16 protein-coding genes are annotated in these 15,957 nt (G+C 46.6%); 7 read left to right on the top strand and 9 right to left on the bottom strand.

Annotation, left to right across the window (positions count from 1 at the left end):
• Window position 1: 1 nt before the first annotated feature.
• The 4 genes from rbsD to AC1DN5_RS01785 all read right to left on the bottom strand — a co-directional run bounded on the left by rbsD (window position 2) and on the right by AC1DN5_RS01785 (window position 2,593).
• Window positions 2-397 (bottom strand): D-ribose pyranase, encoded by a 396-nt coding sequence (gene rbsD / locus AC1DN5_RS01800; protein ID WP_016937727.1) that lies wholly within the window; start codon window positions 395-397, stop codon window positions 2-4.
• Window positions 394-1,275: a ribokinase gene (gene rbsK, locus AC1DN5_RS01795; protein ID WP_366969834.1), complete on the bottom strand. Its 882-nt coding sequence runs from the start codon at window positions 1,273-1,275 to the stop codon at window positions 394-396. The genes rbsD and rbsK overlap by 4 nt, the downstream gene beginning before the upstream one ends.
• Window positions 1,272-2,258 (bottom strand): LacI family DNA-binding transcriptional regulator, encoded by a 987-nt coding sequence (locus tag AC1DN5_RS01790; protein ID WP_095241226.1) that lies wholly within the window; start codon window positions 2,256-2,258, stop codon window positions 1,272-1,274. The genes rbsK and AC1DN5_RS01790 overlap by 4 nt, the downstream gene beginning before the upstream one ends.
• A 164-nt stretch (window positions 2,259-2,422) precedes the next feature.
• On the bottom strand, window positions 2,423-2,593 hold the full coding sequence (locus AC1DN5_RS01785) for a hypothetical protein (RefSeq protein ID WP_235714284.1): 171 nt from the start codon (window positions 2,591-2,593) through the stop codon (window positions 2,423-2,425).
• 696 nt (window positions 2,594-3,289) lie between these two features.
• Between AC1DN5_RS01785 and pgsB the strand changes: the two genes are divergently transcribed.
• The 5 genes from pgsB (at window position 3,290) to AC1DN5_RS01760 (ending at window position 7,654) form a co-directional block, all read left to right on the top strand.
• Window positions 3,290-4,471, top strand: a complete 1,182-nt coding sequence (pgsB, locus tag AC1DN5_RS01780) for a poly-gamma-glutamate synthase PgsB (RefSeq protein WP_016937732.1) — start codon at window positions 3,290-3,292, stop codon at window positions 4,469-4,471.
• A gap of 14 nt (window positions 4,472-4,485) precedes the next feature.
• Window positions 4,486-4,935 carry a poly-gamma-glutamate biosynthesis protein PgsC gene (gene pgsC / locus AC1DN5_RS01775; protein WP_003151340.1) on the top strand — a complete coding sequence of 150 codons (450 nt, stop codon included), beginning with the start codon at window positions 4,486-4,488 and terminating at the stop codon, window positions 4,933-4,935.
• Window positions 4,936-4,953: 18 nt separating this feature from the next.
• On the top strand, window positions 4,954-6,123 hold the full coding sequence (locus AC1DN5_RS01770) for a CapA family protein (RefSeq protein ID WP_016937733.1): 1,170 nt from the start codon (window positions 4,954-4,956) through the stop codon (window positions 6,121-6,123).
• On the top strand, window positions 6,110-6,271 hold the full coding sequence (edmS, locus tag AC1DN5_RS01765; RefSeq protein WP_003151344.1) for an extrachromosomal elements maintenance protein EdmS: 162 nt from the start codon (window positions 6,110-6,112) through the stop codon (window positions 6,269-6,271). The genes AC1DN5_RS01770 and edmS overlap by 14 nt, the downstream gene beginning before the upstream one ends.
• Before the next feature lie 147 nt (window positions 6,272-6,418).
• A complete protein-coding gene (locus AC1DN5_RS01760) occupies window positions 6,419-7,654 on the top strand; it encodes a C40 family peptidase (protein WP_366969833.1) in 1,236 nt (411 codons plus the stop codon).
• 38 nt (window positions 7,655-7,692) lie between these two features.
• On the opposite strand, the gene AC1DN5_RS01755 is transcribed toward AC1DN5_RS01760, so the two are convergent.
• From AC1DN5_RS01755 to AC1DN5_RS01745, 3 genes are all read right to left on the bottom strand, one after another.
• On the bottom strand, window positions 7,693-8,418 hold the full coding sequence (locus AC1DN5_RS01755) for a sunset domain-containing protein (protein WP_327814703.1): 726 nt from the start codon (window positions 8,416-8,418) through the stop codon (window positions 7,693-7,695).
• A gap of 116 nt (window positions 8,419-8,534) precedes the next feature.
• A complete protein-coding gene (locus AC1DN5_RS01750) occupies window positions 8,535-9,392 on the bottom strand; it encodes a Cof-type HAD-IIB family hydrolase (RefSeq protein WP_064778517.1) in 858 nt (285 codons plus the stop codon).
• A 155-nt stretch (window positions 9,393-9,547) separates the two neighbouring features.
• Window positions 9,548-10,534, bottom strand: a complete 987-nt coding sequence (locus AC1DN5_RS01745) for an LCP family protein (protein WP_016937737.1) — start codon at window positions 10,532-10,534, stop codon at window positions 9,548-9,550.
• A 303-nt stretch (window positions 10,535-10,837) separates the two neighbouring features.
• On the opposite strand from AC1DN5_RS01745, the gene AC1DN5_RS01740 reads away from it, so the two are divergent.
• Window positions 10,838-12,214, top strand: a complete 1,377-nt coding sequence (locus tag AC1DN5_RS01740; protein WP_366969832.1) for a sugar porter family MFS transporter — start codon at window positions 10,838-10,840, stop codon at window positions 12,212-12,214.
• 116 nt (window positions 12,215-12,330) lie between these two features.
• Window positions 12,331-13,716: a glycosyltransferase gene (locus AC1DN5_RS01735; protein ID WP_188154374.1), complete on the top strand. Its 1,386-nt coding sequence runs from the start codon at window positions 12,331-12,333 to the stop codon at window positions 13,714-13,716.
• Window positions 13,717-13,719: 3 nt separating this feature from the next.
• Here the strand turns inward: AC1DN5_RS01735 and AC1DN5_RS01730 are convergent, their stop codons facing one another.
• Window positions 13,720-14,850, bottom strand: coding sequence for a Ger(x)C family spore germination protein (locus AC1DN5_RS01730; RefSeq protein WP_366969831.1), 1,131 nt, complete (start codon window positions 14,848-14,850; stop codon window positions 13,720-13,722).
• Window positions 14,847-15,953 carry a GerAB/ArcD/ProY family transporter gene (locus AC1DN5_RS01725; RefSeq protein ID WP_049627521.1) on the bottom strand — a complete coding sequence of 369 codons (1,107 nt, stop codon included), beginning with the start codon at window positions 15,951-15,953 and terminating at the stop codon, window positions 14,847-14,849. Before AC1DN5_RS01725 ends, AC1DN5_RS01730 begins: the two co-directional genes overlap by 4 nt.
• Window positions 15,954-15,957: the final 4 nt, after the last annotated feature.

The following is a 15,957-nucleotide window of genomic DNA, read 5'->3' as shown; positions in this document are numbered from 1 at the left end:
TCTAGAAAATCACTCCCGCCTGCAGGATGCAGTTGGCGTATGGTGTCATTTCACCCGTTCGGATGACGGCTTTTGCTTTCTGTGTGAGCCGTTTGAATTCTTCGTGGGGCATGTACTCGATTGTCCGCTCTGAGAAATAGCTTTCTAGAAAACTTGCATTCTCAGGATTGGCGTCTTTGATTTCGGAGGCGGCTATCACCTTTTCGACTTCCATCTCCCCGGCCACCAGGCTGGTCACGTCCTGAAAGGCGGGAACGCCCGCCGTTAAGGACAAATCAATTTTAGGGACACCGTCTGGGACGGGGAGACCCGCATCGGCGATCGCGATGAGGTCTGTATGCCCGAGATCGGCTAATACTTTGTCAATGTGGCTGTTTAACATTCCGTGTTTCTTCATGACAGCAACTCCTCGACTGCTTTTCTGTCCGGCATGCCGCCCTGGGCGCCGAAATGCTGCACGGATAGGGAGGCGGCGCGGTTGGCAAACAGAAGCGCTTGTTCAATGTCCTGTCCTTCCGCGAGTGCGACGGCAAGTGCCGCATTAAAAGTATCACCGGCTCCCGTCGTGTCGACCGCTTCCACAGGGAAGGCGGGAACGAGCCGCTCTGCAGTGCCGTCAGAATACCGCACACCTTGTTTCCCTTCGGTAATAAACAGTTTGCCGGGATAGCCGGCTAGCGCCTCTTCTTTCTTCCGGCCAGGAAATAAAATGGATGCTTCATGTTCGTTCGGCGTAAGATAAGCGGCATCCTCAATCGTTGATTGTTTCAGCGGACGGGCCGGCGCCGGATTAAGGATCACCGGAATTTGATGCGCGCGGCAGTAGCTGCACACTTCTTCAACGGTTTCTTCGGGGATCTCCTGCTGGATCAGCACGATATCAATGCCGGGAAGTTTCGCGAGTGCGCTTTTGGCATCAGCGGGGGAGATGTCATCGTTTGCGCCTTTTACGACGACGATGCTGTTATCTCCTTCTGCGAGCACAATATGAGCCGTTCCGCTTTTTTTGTGTGTAACCGTTTCCATATAGTCCGTATTGACACCGTTTGCCTGCAGGTTTTCAATAATCGCTTTTCCGTAGCTGTCACTCCCTACTTTCCCTACCATATATACGTCAGCGCCCAGGCGGGAAGCGGCTACGGCCTGATTTGCGCCTTTTCCCCCGGGCACGGTTTGAAAGTCTGCGCCCAGTACGGTTTCTCCCGCTTTCGGACGCCGTTCGGATGTGACGACAAGATCCATAGAACAGCTTCCGATAACACAAATTTCACTCACTTGTACTCATCCTTTCTCGTCGTTTGTCTTTCCATGTATGTGACTGGCATTTGAATGGACGTCTCTTTTGGCGGTTCTTTCTTTATTAATTGCAGCAGCAGGCTTGCCGCTCGTTTTCCCATCTCATATGCAGGCTGGCGGATCGTTGAAAGAGGCGGGAACAAGAGACTGCTCTGCGGAATATCGTCGTATCCGATAATCTGAATCTCCTCGGGAACTTTTTTACCGAGCCGCAGCGCCTCATGAAGGACGGCCGCCGCCGCAATGTCGTTGCTGGCAATGACGCCGTCAGTTTCCGGGAATGCGGCAAACAATTCTTTCGCTAAAATGGCGGCATCCTTGATGGAAAATGAAGCGGCGGAGATGACATTGAACTGCGCGCCCGCTTTTTGCAGCACGTCACGTGCGCCGTTAAAACGTTCCTGAGCGGTCGGAAGGCGGCCGGGGCCTTTGACGAGCGTGATGCTTGTGCTTTTGCCGCGGAGCATTTCCTCAGCCGCCCGTTTTCCGCCTGCCCGGCCGTCACTGAATACGGAAGGAGCGCCTTCTTTTGCCCGGTCCAGAAATACGACCGGGTAAAGGCTCCCGCTGTATTCGGGAAGATCAGGGTAATTGGTGGCCGCCAAAATTCCGGCAACTTGATTTTGTTTAAATGTCTGCAGATAGTCGAGCTCTTTTTCCAATTCCTCATCGCTGTTGCCGATCATCAGCCGGTACCCCTCCCGCTGCAATTCGTCTTCAGCGCCGCGGGCAAGCTGCGGGAAAAAGGGATTCGTAATATCCGGAAGCAAAAGTCCGACCAGTCTGGATTCTCTTTTATAAAGAGAGCGGGCAACTTCATTCGGATAATAATTCAGCTTCTCCATGGCAAGCATGACCTTCGTTCTTGTATCTTCATGCACGTAGCCGTTGTCATTGAGGACACGCGAGACCGTGGCAACAGAGACGCCGGCAGCGCCTGCGACATCTTTAATCGTTGCCAACAAACACTCCTCCTCTATTTATGTAACCGTTTACACAAAAAGAGTATCACGAATATTTTCGCTTGGCAACAAAAAAAAGAGGCCGGAGCCTCTATTCATTCACGATACCGATTTGAGAGATGTTCACTTTGATATCAGGGACAATCTCTATGAAAGGATAGATCTCACGCCCAATTGAGATGCTTGCTCCGCTCGTTCAGATTGGCTGAGGCTTGTTTGTTCATTTTGCCGATAGCCGCATAGGAATTCAGCTTGTCTTTCATATATTCCAAGGCACGTGCATTCAGCTTTAAATGAATTTTTACTTTCAGATGCCGGCGGGGATCATTATCCATTCCTTTTTTATGCATTTTATAAATTAGAGGAATTTCTTGATGCTGCTTGCTGTTTTTCCATAAACTCCACAATTATGGATGAACTTTTCTTGAACGAATTTAAAGATTTATTAAAATTATTTCAAAAGAGTGAGAAATGGCCTGTAAACGGAACGAAAGCAGATAGGCTTTCCGCATATAAAATGTATATTTCTTGTAAACACTCCGGACCCGTCTGTTTCTGTCATGTACAAGACATCTCAATAGTTATTTTGGAATGGGACTGACAGCAGAATACAGGGGAAAAATGAATGACTTTAAGACCTTATTCTTAACAAAACAGGAAGTGTGCATCCAGCGGACAAAGAGTCAGAAAACGTATGCGCAATGCGGAAAACACTGGTATAAAAGGCTGGATAAGATGGATTATGATTACATCTTTTTCTTCCGGAACGCGAATAGTTCTATTAGTCCAAATAAATAGACGAGGGAAAATGTAAACGCATTCATTTTTTCTGAAAAAAATTGAAGTAAGTTCTAAGTCCTGCCGATTCCCAAAAAAAGCAATTCGATAATAGGAAGAATAGCGTCACTAATAGAGAAGTTTGGCTCAGTGAAAGCGGGAAGATTATGTTACATAATGCCGATTGAGAATTCATAGTGAAGCTATATACTGATGAATGAATTTATCAATACAGAAGGAGATGTCAAAAATCAATGTGGTTACTCATTATAGCCTGTGCTGCCGTACTAATCATCGGAATCATTGAAAAAAGGCGGCATCAGAAGAATATCGATGCTCTGCCAGTACGCGTCAATATTAATGGTATCCGCGGAAAGTCAACCGTAACGAGGCTGACGACCGGAATACTGATGGAGGCGGGCTACAAAACAGTCGGAAAAACGACGGGAACAGATGCAAGGATGATCTATTGGGATACACCTGAGGAGAAACCGATCAAACGGAAACCGCAGGGCCCGAATATCGGCGAGCAAAAAGAAGTAATGAAGGAAACCGTAGAACGGGGCGCCAATGCCATTGTCAGTGAATGTATGGCGGTAAACCCGGATTATCAGATTATCTTTCAGGAAGAACTCCTTCAAGCTAACATCGGCGTCATCGTGAATGTGCTTGAAGACCATATGGACGTTATGGGGCCGACGCTTGATGAAATCGCTGAAGCTTTCACCGCGACGATTCCTTATAACGGCCATCTTGTGATTACAGACAGTGAATACACAGATTTCTTTAAAGAAAAAGCCGCAGAGCGGAATACCGAAGTCATTATTGCGGATAACTCTAAAATTACTGATGAATACCTGCGGAAATTCGAATATATGGTCTTTCCTGATAACGCTTCACTTGCGCTCGGCGTTGCCCAGGCTCTTGGTATAGATGAAGAAACGGCGTTTAAAGGCATGCTGAATGCGCCGCCTGATCCAGGCGCCATGAGAATTCTGCCGCTGCTCAGCACAAAAGAGCCCGGTCATTTCGTAAATGGCTTTGCCGCAAATGATGCATCTTCTACTTTGAATATATGGAAACGTGTAAAGGAAATCGGCTATCCGACAGATGAACCGATCGTCATCATGAACTGCCGCGCCGACCGCGTGGACAGAACGATTCAGTTTGCCAATGACGTGCTTCCGTACATTAAAACGAAGGAACTCATTCTCATCGGCGAGACGACAGAACCGATCGTCAAAGCTTATGAAGAAGGCAAGATTCCTGCCGATACCCTGCACGATCTCGAATACAAATCTACAGACGAAATCATGGACGTGCTGAAAACTAGAATGCAAAACCGTGTCATATATGGCGTCGGCAACATCCACGGTTCAGCGGAGCCATTAATTGAAAAAATCCAAGAGTATAAGGTGAAACAGCTCGTTAGCTAGGAGGAAAAGGATAAATGTTCGGATCAGATTTATATATCTCACTTATTTTAGGCGTGTTAATCAGTTTAATTTTCGCGGAAAAAACAGGTATCGTACCTGCCGGTTTAGTTGTACCAGGTTATTTAGGGCTCGTTTTTAACCAGCCGGTCTTTATTTTACTCGTATTGTTAGTGAGTCTTCTTACATACGTGATCGTCAAATACGGTTTATCCAGATTTATGATTTTATACGGACGCAGAAAATTCGCAGCTATGCTGATCACGGGAATCTGCTTAAAAATCGCATTGGATTTTCTCTACCCGATCGTACCATTTGAGATATCAGAATTCCGCGGAATCGGTATCATTGTACCGGGTCTGATCGCCAACACCATTCAGAAACAGGGATTAACGATTACATTTGCCAGCACGCTGTTTTTAAGCGGCGCCACTTTTGCCATTATGTTTGCTTACTACTTAATCTAATGTAAGGTGTGTCAAACGATGAAAAAACAATTAAGCTTTCAAGAGAAACTGCTGAAGCTGACCAAACAGCAGAAAAAGAAAACCAATCTTCACGTTTTTATCGCACTGCCGATCGTCTTTTGCCTGATGTTCATCTGCATCCTGACAGGGAAGGCGGAGACACCGAGTGTGAAAAGAAATGCCGATGACCTTGTATCAGCCTCGTTCGTCGGAGATATTATGATGGGCCGGAATGTGGAGAAAGTGACAAAGCATAACGGAACGGAAAGCGTCTTCCGCTACGCAAAGCCATTTTTTGAAGCATCTGACTATGTATCGGGAAACTTTGAAAACCCGGTTACATATAAAAAGAACTACAAAGAAGCAGACAAAAATATTCACCTTCAGTCAGACAAAGATGCCGTAAAAGTATTGAAGGACACAAATTTCACCGTTTTGACGGCAGCCAACAACCATGCGATGGATTACGGCCCTCAAGGAATGCGGGATACTGTTGAAGAATTTTCAAAGCAGAACCTTGAACTTGTCGGTGCGGGCTTGACGCTTAAAGAGGCTGAGCAGAACATTTCATATCAAGATGTAAACGGAATCAAAATCGCAACACTGGGATTCACCGATGTTTCCGGAAAAGGCTTTGCAGCTAAACGAAATGCGCCGGGTGTGCTTCCGGCCGATCCTGAGCTGTTCATTCCGATGATTTCCAAAGCCAAAAAGAAAGCCGATCTTGTCATTGTTCAAACACACTGGGGACAGGAATATGATAATGATCCGAATGACAGACAGCGCCAGTTGGCAAGAGCAATGTCAGATGCCGGAGCGGATATCATCGTCGGACACCATCCGCACGTGCTTGAACCGATCGAAATGTACCACGGTACCGTTATTTTCTACAGCCTGGGCAACTTCGTATTTGACCAGGGATGGACAAGAACGAGAGACACGGCGCTTGTACAATATCATTTGCAAAAAAACGGCACGGGACGCTTTGAAGTCACGCCGATGAACATTCATGAAGCGACGCCTGCGCCGGTTAAAAAAGGCAGCATCAATCATAAAACAATCATACGAGAACTGACGAAAGAATCGAATTTCAATTGGAGCGTCAAGGACGGAAAGTTAACGTTTGATGTGGACCACAGCAATATCTTAAAAAAGAAAGCGGAGGGAAAAACAAATGAAAATCATTAAAGCCGGATGGCCGTTTGCCGCGATCATTATGGTATTTATGTTTATGTCAGCTTTTAAATACAATGATCAGCTCACAGATCAGGAAAAACAAAAAATTGACACGGAAATGCAAAAAATTCAGCAAGAGGACACAGCGGGCGCAAAATAAGCGCATGATTCCGCTTGCCGGCATATTGTTTGCACCGAATCCAGTAAAGAATGCCTGATATGGGCATTCTTTTTTTATGCTCTCTAAACATTTGTTAAAAGTTACCGATGTAAAAACTACTAAAAACAAGGAGAGTGAACAAAAAACATGCTCACAAGCTGGAGGAAGTACATCCTTGCCGGCCTTATGATTTGTCTTGTGGCACCTGCAGTAACGAGAACGGAAATTGCTGAAGCGGATTCTCAAGTTTCTGTCCTGATCGTTTCAGACGCACAAAAACTTGTCGGAAATAAATATGTTTACGGAGGCGAAGAGCCTGAGGACGGTTTTGATCCGTCCGGATTGATCCATTATCTTTTCGGCAGACAGAACATCCATCTGCCGAGAACGGTCAGTGATCAATGGAAAGTCGGAGCTGCGGTCAAAGAAAATGACCTTTCACCGGGAGATATTGTTTTTTTCAAAAAGTCGGATTCAACACAAAACACGCCCGTCCAAGACGGTCTTTATATCGGAAACGGAGAGATGATACACAGTTCTCCGTCAGAAGGCGTGACGATCACGCGCTTTCAAAAAAGCAGTTATTGGATGAATTTATATCTTGGCGCGAGACGGATTAAAAAAGATCCGGAGCTGGCTGATAATCTGATCGTTCAGGAGGCCGCCCGTTATCTCGACATTCCGTATGTATTCGGCGGCAGCACGCCTGAAGCGGGATTCGACTGTTCAGGGCTTGTCCAATATGTTTTCGAAAACAGGCTTCACATTTACCTGCCGAGATCTGCGGAGCAGCAGTGGCTGGTCGGTGAGAAAATCAAACTGAGCGACATAAAGCCCGGGGACGTGATTTATTTCAGCGACACGTATAAAAAAGGAATTTCCCATGCAGGCATTTATGCGGGAGAGGGAAGATTCATCCAAGCGAGCCGCTCCGAAAAAGTCACCATTTCTTATTTGGCGGAAGATTATTGGAAAAAGCATTTTACAGGAGTGCGCCGATTCAGCAACCTGACTATTTCTAAAGATAATCCCGTTGTGTCAACAGCGGCTGATCATATCGGAATTTCTTATCTGAAAGGCGGCGTTTCACCGGAAAATGGCTTTGATACAGCCGGATTTGTTCAATACGTCTATCAAAAAGCAAAAGGAATCAGCCTGCCGCGTTACGCGGACAAGCAGATGCAGGCGGGCGCTCCGGTCGATAAACAGGATCTGAAGCCCGGCGATCTGGTCTTCTTTAAAGCGGAGAGCTTGAATCCGGCCATTTACATCGGGAACGGACAAGTGATTCATGTCACTGTGTCCGCAGGCGTAACCATCACAAATATGAATACAAGCGCTTATTGGAAGGACAAATATGCGGGCAGCATCCGGCTCCCGTAAAAAAAGACGTCAGAGAGTGTCTCTGACGTCTTTTTCTTTTACCGTTTCGGGGCTCTGAATCCGGCCGCTTCCGCTTCTTCTACAGAACAGAACATTTCCACTGGATCTGTCGTCCGATCGTAGTATGTACTTCCCGGCGTGTGATAAATGCCGTTTCGGCTGCCTTTAATGTCGCATCCCTGTGAGGTGTCGGCTGCTTTCGTCCCGGCATGTCCGCCGGAGGAAGGGGCGGTATTTTGCGCCGTTTCCGTGTGCTCGGATGTTTTTGTTTCTTCTTTTTGCCGCTTTAATGTTTTATTTTCTGATTGAAGCGTTTTGGCGGTCTTTTCGAGTTTCTTTTGTGAATTTTTTAATTTCTCATTGTCTTGTTTGAGTGATTTATTTGTTTTTTTCAGCTCGTTTATTTCTTGGCTGAGTTCGCTGAGTTTTTTCTCATTGCCTGCTTCGGCTTCGGATTTCTCTTTTTCAGCCGCGGCACTGATGCTTTCATATTTTTTCTCAAGCGACTGATGTTCTTTCGTTAATTTTTGATAGGCCGTATCAAGGGTGCTGTATTTCTCCTCTGCCTTCGCGGCTGAGGTGTCCGGCTCTGCCGAGGAACCGCCTGTCAGGAGCAGAACAAATCCGACGATGAGAAGGGGCCAAAACAGCTTTTTTGAAAAACGTTTTTCTTTTTTTGCCGCTTTGCATATGAGATGGAATATTCCGTATCCAAGTGCGAAGAGAAAAGCCAAAAAACCAATAATAGCGATTGCATTCGACATAATAGCGCTCCTTTTTTCTTTATTTTACAATTTATTTTCAATTTTGGAAATTCCTTTTTTTAGAAAACATGAAAAAGCCAGGTCGTGAAAGACCTGGCTTTTGACGGACGGATTTTTTATTGTTCGTTGTCGAGAAGCCGGTTGATGAAATGGGCAACGCCGTTTTCATCGTTGCTTTTTGTAATATACGTGCTTTTTTCCTTCAGTTCATCAATCGCGTTGCCCATGGCGATGCGGTTTCCGGCTGCTTCAAACATGGAGAAATCATTCGGGCTGTCGCCGATGGCGTAAATATCCTGTTTTTCAATTCCGTATAGTGAGGCAAGCTCCGTCAGGGCCCGTCCTTTACCGGAACCGGCAGGGAGGATTTCAATGATGTGTTTTCCGGAAGAAGTCTGGGATAATTTCGGATGGTGTGTAATTTCTTCTTTGGCATTTTTCAGTTTTTCCATATCAAAAGAGAAACAAAGAAGCTTGTAAATATGTTCGTCTCCGTTAAAAATGGCCTGTATATCCTGTACGGGTTTGATGCCGAATTGTTTGAACTGCGTCTTTGCGCCCTCCCATAATGTCTGAATATCTTCCTTTGGGTTGGCGCTTTTCAGAATGTCCAGTTCTGCCTGCAATTTGGATTCGCCGTCAAACGGGGACAGCAGGTGATGATCTGTATAAACCTCGAAGTAAATGTCTTTTCCCGTTAAATAAGCGGCGATATTCTTACCGGCCTGCTGATCCATTAAGAGCCGGCTGACGAGCCGGTATCCTTTGTCGTGAACCGTCCCGCCGTTTGCGGCAATGATCGGAATATCCAAATCTTCCAGGAGTGATTTTACATCAAAAGTGGCTCTGCCCGTGCAGATGGCCACAAGAACGCCCGCTTCATCCGCTCTTTGTAAAGCCGCTCTGTTTTCCGGAGAAATCACACTGTCCGAGTTCAGTAATGTGCCGTCTAAGTCAATGGCTATCAATTTCATATGTATGGATGCCCTCCTTAAAAATAAAGCTGCTTCCTGTAGTATGTTCAGCTTTTTGCGAAATCAGCAGAAAGCCGTCAATTAAAAGGCTATACCTTCATGTCCTTTTTTTCAACAGAAAAACGGCGGGGATTCTGAAACCCCGCCGTGACATCTTACTCGTTTAAATCATTTTTTAATTTCGTTTTTACTTCTTGAAGGTTCTCCTCATTCAGTTTGAAATAATAAATATTTTTGCCGTATTGAGGAGTGTAAATATAGCTGTCTGAACCTGTCAGCTGTAAAGAATTCACTGATTTCAGCGATGTGATAAACGGGAACAGGCCGATGGCGTCATTCAGAGATAAGTTCATTTTTAAGTTTTTCCCTAAGCTGTCGACGATATCGTCATAAGAAGGGATCGAGCTTAACGATTTAGATTTTTTAATAATGGCGCTCAGCACTTCCATCTGTCTTTGTCCGCGCATCAGATCGGTGTCCGCTTTACGTGTTCTTACATAAGCCAGTGCCTGCTCGCCGTCAAGCGTCTGAACGCCCGGCTTCAGCACGACTTTTCCTTTTGTATCGACTTTAATACGATCGGCAATTTTCTGGCTTTTTACATTTACCGTAACGCCGTTCAATTCATTGACTACATCGCGGAACGCGTCGAAGTTGCTCTCAACCACATAATCTACCGGAATATCAAGCATGTTTTCTACTGTTTTATAAGTTAAATTATAACCGCCGTAAGCATGTGCGTGCGCGAATTTGTCATAGCCGTGACCTGGGATGTTGACATAGGAATCCCGCGGAATGCTGAGCATTGTCGCTGTTTTCTTTTTCCGGTTGAAGGTGACGAGCACGTTGGCGTCACTTCTTGCGTCATCTACTGATTCGCCCTTATTGTCACGGGCGTCAATTCCTAAAAGCAATACGGTGAAAGAATCCTTCTTCGGATCAAATTCTTTAATCCGTTTCACGGACTGGTCGCCGCGGTCAAGACTGACGTGCGCTTCCTTGGTCGCATTGTTCAGTTTCACAAATGCGTAGGCGCCGACGGAACCGGCAATCACCAATAAGAAAGCGGCAAAAACCAGTACAAATTTCACCCATTTTCTGAGGCGTTTTTTCTTTTTTCTGCGTTGAGATCGTTCTTCCATATCATTACCTCTCGTTTCTATTCTTTGTGAAGCGTACCATAATTGTTGGCTTGGAACAACTCTGTAAATGAGAAAATTCCAAATCTTTCTCTCTATTTCGACAACATCTATTGTTATTTTTACATCAGGTTCACATTATATTGGACGGCGGGAACCGGAAAATGTTTCGTCGGGTTGTAAAAAATAATCAGTAAAATAATGGATGTTAACCGTCGGAAGGTTTGAAACGATCGGAATCAGGCAAAAGAAGCAGTAGAACAATTCCTCGCGGATACAGCGCAGGATGAGGGGAGTCTATATCACATGAAAAGCATACACTCGAATAAATGGCTCTATTTTTTCGGCGCTCTAGGCGGCGCGTTATACGGATATGATACCGGAGTCATTTCCGGGGCTATTTTATTTATGAAAAAAGAACTGGGACTGAACGCCTTTACAGAAGGCCTCGTCGTCAGTTCGTTATTGGCGGGGGCGATTCTCGGTTCGGGATTCGCCGGCAAGCTGACCGACCGGTTCGGCAGGCGGAAGGCCATCATGGGAGCGGCGCTGCTGTTTTGTATTGGCGGGTTTGGGGTCGCTTTTGCCCCGAATACACAGGTGATGGTTTTATTCCGGATCATTCTCGGACTGGCTGTCGGAACATCTACAACGATCGTTCCGCTCTATTTATCGGAGTTGGCTCCGAAGCATAAACGGGGGGCGCTTTCATCACTGAACCAGCTGATGATTACAGTCGGAATCCTCGTTTCGTATATCGTGAATTATATATTTGCCGATGCAGGCGCTTGGCGCTGGATGCTTGGTCTTGCGGTCGTGCCGTCAGTCATTCTGCTGATCGGAATATTATTCATGCCGGAAAGCCCGCGCTGGCTGTTTACAATCGGCAAAGAAGATAAAGCAAGAGAAATTCTTTCGTCATTGCGGGGAACGAAGAATATTGAGGGTGAGATTGACCAGATGAAAGAAGCGGAAAAGGAAAACGAAGGCGGTTTGAAAGAATTGTTTGAGCCGTGGGTGAGACCCGCGCTGATTGCCGGCCTCGGGCTAGCCTTTTTACAGCAATTCATCGGGACAAATACCATTATTTATTACGCCCCGAAAACATTTACCAGTGTCGGGTTCGGCAATTCCGCATCTATCCTGGGAACAGTCGGAATCGGCGCCGTCAATGTCATCATGACGCTTGCGGCTATCAAAGTCATTGATAAGATCGGTCGGAAGCCGCTGCTTTTGGCCGGAAATGCGGGCATGGTCATCAGTCTGCTCGTATTGGCCGCGGTCAATCTCTTCTTTGAACATTCAGCAGCCGCATCATGGACGACGGTCATTTGTTTAGGTCTGTTTATCATCGTGTTTGCGATCAGCTGGGGGCCTGTCGTGTGGGTTATGCTGCCGGAATTATTCCCGCTGCATGTCCGCGGTATCGGCACGGGTGTCTCGACTTTGATGCTGCATGCCGGAACATTGCTTGTTTCATTAACTTATCCGATATTAATGGAGGCCGTCGGCATCAGCTATCTATTTATCATTTATGCCGCGATCGGGATAATGGCATTCCTGTTCGTTTGGTTTAAAGTGACCGAGACGAAGGGGAAAAGCCTTGAAGAAATCGAACAGGATCTGCGAAGCCGTAACGGAGGCTCTGAATCAGAATCCAATCGGCAGACAGTTCATCCTTAATTCCAGTGTGAGAGGGGGCGGTTATACACCGGCCCCTTAAAACTGCGTCCCGCGCCCGGTCACATAAATGACAGGAATATGTCATACGTTAGTATAAAGTCACGATAAAGGCGGGGATGCCGGTGAAAACGAGCATTATTATCCTTACATATAATGAGCTGGAACTGACCAAAAAATGTCTGGCCAGCATTGATCAATACACCGACAAAGAAGAGATAGAGCTGATCATCGTTGATAACGGTTCATCAGACGGAACGAGAGAGTACATATCAAAACTTCCTGACGTCAAAGTCATCCTAAATGAAAAAAATCTCGGGTTCGCCAAGGGCTGCAACCAAGGAATCGAAGCGGCAGGGGGGGACAATCTGCTGTTTCTGAACAACGATACGATAGTCACGAAAAATTGGCTCAGCGCCATGCTGAGAGTGCTGTATCAATCTGAAAAAAACGGCATGGTCGGTCCCGTCAGCAACTATGTCAGCGGCGCGCAGATGATCCATGACGCGTATCAATCGCTTGATGAACTGGAGCCATTCGCGGAGGCTTATTGTGAAAGGGAAAAGCATAAAACGAAGCGGGTGCTCCGCCTTGTCGGATTCTGCCTTCTGGTGAAAAAAAGCGTCATTGAAGACATCGGCCCGTTCGATGAACAATTCGGATACGGTTCTTTTGAAGATGATGATCTATGCCTGCGCGCCCTGCAAAAAGGCTACAGCCTGCACATCGCCCTCGATGCCTTTGTGCATCATCACGGGCACGCGACGTTTACGGCTAATCAGGATATCAATATCAATCAATTATATTTGGAGAACCGCCAGCGTTTTATGGAAAAATGGGGCACTGATTTTACGTACTTTACCCACCCGAGACCGGAAATTGCGGAGCTTGTTCCCCGGGAAGCGAGAAGGGTACTTGATGTCGGCTGCGGCGCGGGTGCTACGGGACTGGAACTTCAAAACAGACAGCCCTGTGAACTGTACGGAATAGAACTGCACCCGCTGGCGGCGCAAGCGGCAAAAGGACACTATGAAGCGGTTCTGCAGGAAGATGTCGAAGAAGTGAAACTCCCGTATCCGGAAGGCTTTTTTGATTGCATCATTTTTGCAGACATCCTTGAGCACTTAAAAGACCCTTGGCGTGTCATTGAAACGTACTCAGCCTATTTGGCGCCTGCCGGATCAATCGTTTGCAGCATTCCGAATATTTCTCACGCCGAAGCGCTGTTTCCGCTTCTGCTCGGTGACTGGACATACAAGGACGCCGGCATTCTCGACCGCACCCACTTGCGGTTTTTTACGCCGCAGACGGTCCGCACGCTCTTTCCGGAAGAGACATTTGACGTGAAAAAGCAGTCCTATACGTATGTTCACGTTGATGAGCGGGTGCAGCTGTTTTTACAAGAAATCACTCGAACGGCGCAGGCGATGCAATTTCCGGTAACACAGCTGCCCGAACAAAGCCGGATTTACCAAATCCTCCTGCGTGTCGAAAAAACACGCTGAAGGCTACCGTCCCATCGTTCCGAAGTTGACAATCTGAATGGAAACATCATAGTCAAAGGCTGCTTCGGAAAAGGTCTCATCCCAATGATTTTTCACTTTCTTCCAATAGTCGGGATATTGAATGCGGACTCTGTCAGAAAAGAATACAGGGTCCGTTTCATATTGATTCTGAAGCTTATCAATGACTTCTTTTATATCGCTTTTTAGTTTTTTTTCGAAAATCTTTTCGAGCCCGTTTAAATAATGCTGATTGAATGAATCCTCGCCGGCATATTGATCCTCCGACAAGATGCCTTTTGTTTTTACCGATACGTGAAATGACAGCTTCCCGTTTTTCAGCCGGGGGGTGATGGAGGATGTTGATTTTTTGATCTCGAAGGTAATCGGGTGCCCTCCTTTATCCAAAGCGGGCAGCACGCCGCCCTGTATCGTTCCCGTCAGCCAATTCAGGCTCTGTACTTCGTATGATGACAGGAATCCCGCCAGTCTGTTTTGTTTTTTGTTTTTGATGATGGCCGCTCCGTCATACACCGTTTTTCCTTTTTGATTGCTGACGGCCTGCATGAGAAAGCTGAGTTTATTATGGCAGTAAATCGAAGCTCTCCCGATTCTGAGCGGCTTTAAAATTTTTCCGTTGTAGCCGCCGTTGTTTGTGAGGTCGATGAGCTTTTCCGCGGCCATGGGCTGCTGCTGATTCGGCGTCGGCTCCGTCAGAATATCGGACGCTTTTCCTCTTGCCGCGAAAAGATAGCTGCTCCGTCTTAATTCATCATCACGGATAAAATGATTCATCATCTGCAGTATATTTTGGTCGGCCAGCAATTTGTCGCTGAATATCAGCACTTTTAAATGATCGCTGTAAACGGGCGGATCTTTTAAGGAGACTTCACTGACGGCTTCAAGAATGGTATCCCCCCGCGTCGTCACATTGACAAACACGGGCCGGCCGGAAGCCTGGCTGTTTTCACTTTGGGGCAGCAGGTTTTGATAGGTTAGTTTATATCGGCGGTCACTCGTCTCGTCTATGGCCACTCCCCGGGCGAACGATAGTTTTTCGACTTCCTTCGCGTCCCAGCATCCTGAAAGCATTATCAGTATGAAAAGCGCCACCGCCCATTTTATGAAATGTGTCATGACGTCTGTTTCCTCCCCGCTATTTTCTTCATCCAGCTGACAAACCAAATGAGAAAAGGAATCATAATGACGGCAAAAAACGCATATCCGAGAATATTAGCGAATGCAAACACACTGTTGATATCATCGGGGTACATTGAAAGGCCGAATGTCACCGCCAATAATCCCCCCAGCAGCCAGCCATTGTTTTTATTTTTCAGCCTGAAAATGGTGTTGAATCCGAGATGCGCTCCTTTAAAAGAACCGAGCATACAGGTGAACTGCTGGCATGTCCACGTAATTAAAAGAAAGATATCAAATCTTTCGATGAAAATACCGCGGATTTCCAAGGCGTGAATCAGGGAAATTGTCGGATACGTCACCGTTTTGGCTTCAGCAACCGACATACAGCCGATCACGATAAGCAGTATAAAGCTGTAAAATAAGCTCGCGCCTGCGATGCCGAAGACAGCCGCCTTTTTCGCCTGCTTCGGGTTTTTCATAAACGGCACCAGAAAAAGAATCACTTCAAGCCCCGAAAAATACAGAAGGGTTCGCGGAAACAGCTCAAAAAAGCTTTTGTAGCCCCCATCAAAGACCGGGCGGACGAAATCCAGCTTAAACAGTCTCAGGCTGAATATGAGCAGTGTAAGCAGAATGATGATCGAAACCGGAAAGAGATACGCATAGAGCTTTGAAATGGGATAGACCCCGCCGGTCACATGGTAAATGCCGACCGCCAGAAAAATGAATATGACGACACCCATCGGCGTATTTTTCAGTAAAAAGTAATTGATGACTTCACCGAGAAACCGGGCTTGAAAACAGACGGTGACGACAAAATAACAGCTGATGAATAAATTCAGAAGAGAACCGATAGCGCGGCCCATGATGCTTTGATTCAGCTCATAGATGGTTTCCCCGCTGTTCTTCTGCAAAAACGGCATAAAGAGCAGGACGATGCCGATAAACACGACACTCTGCAACAGAATAATGATCCATCCGCTCGGACTGTCCGCTGTTGCGGCCGAGCGCGGCAATGTTAACACGCCCGCTCCGATCATTGTTCCGCTTACCATGAGAAGGGTCTGCATAAAAGACAGCTTGTCTTCCGGTTTTATCATGGGG

The sequence above is a fragment of the Bacillus sp. 01N42_2 genome, from assembly GCF_056399565.1.
This window is presented reverse-complemented; position numbering and strand designations above follow the sequence as displayed.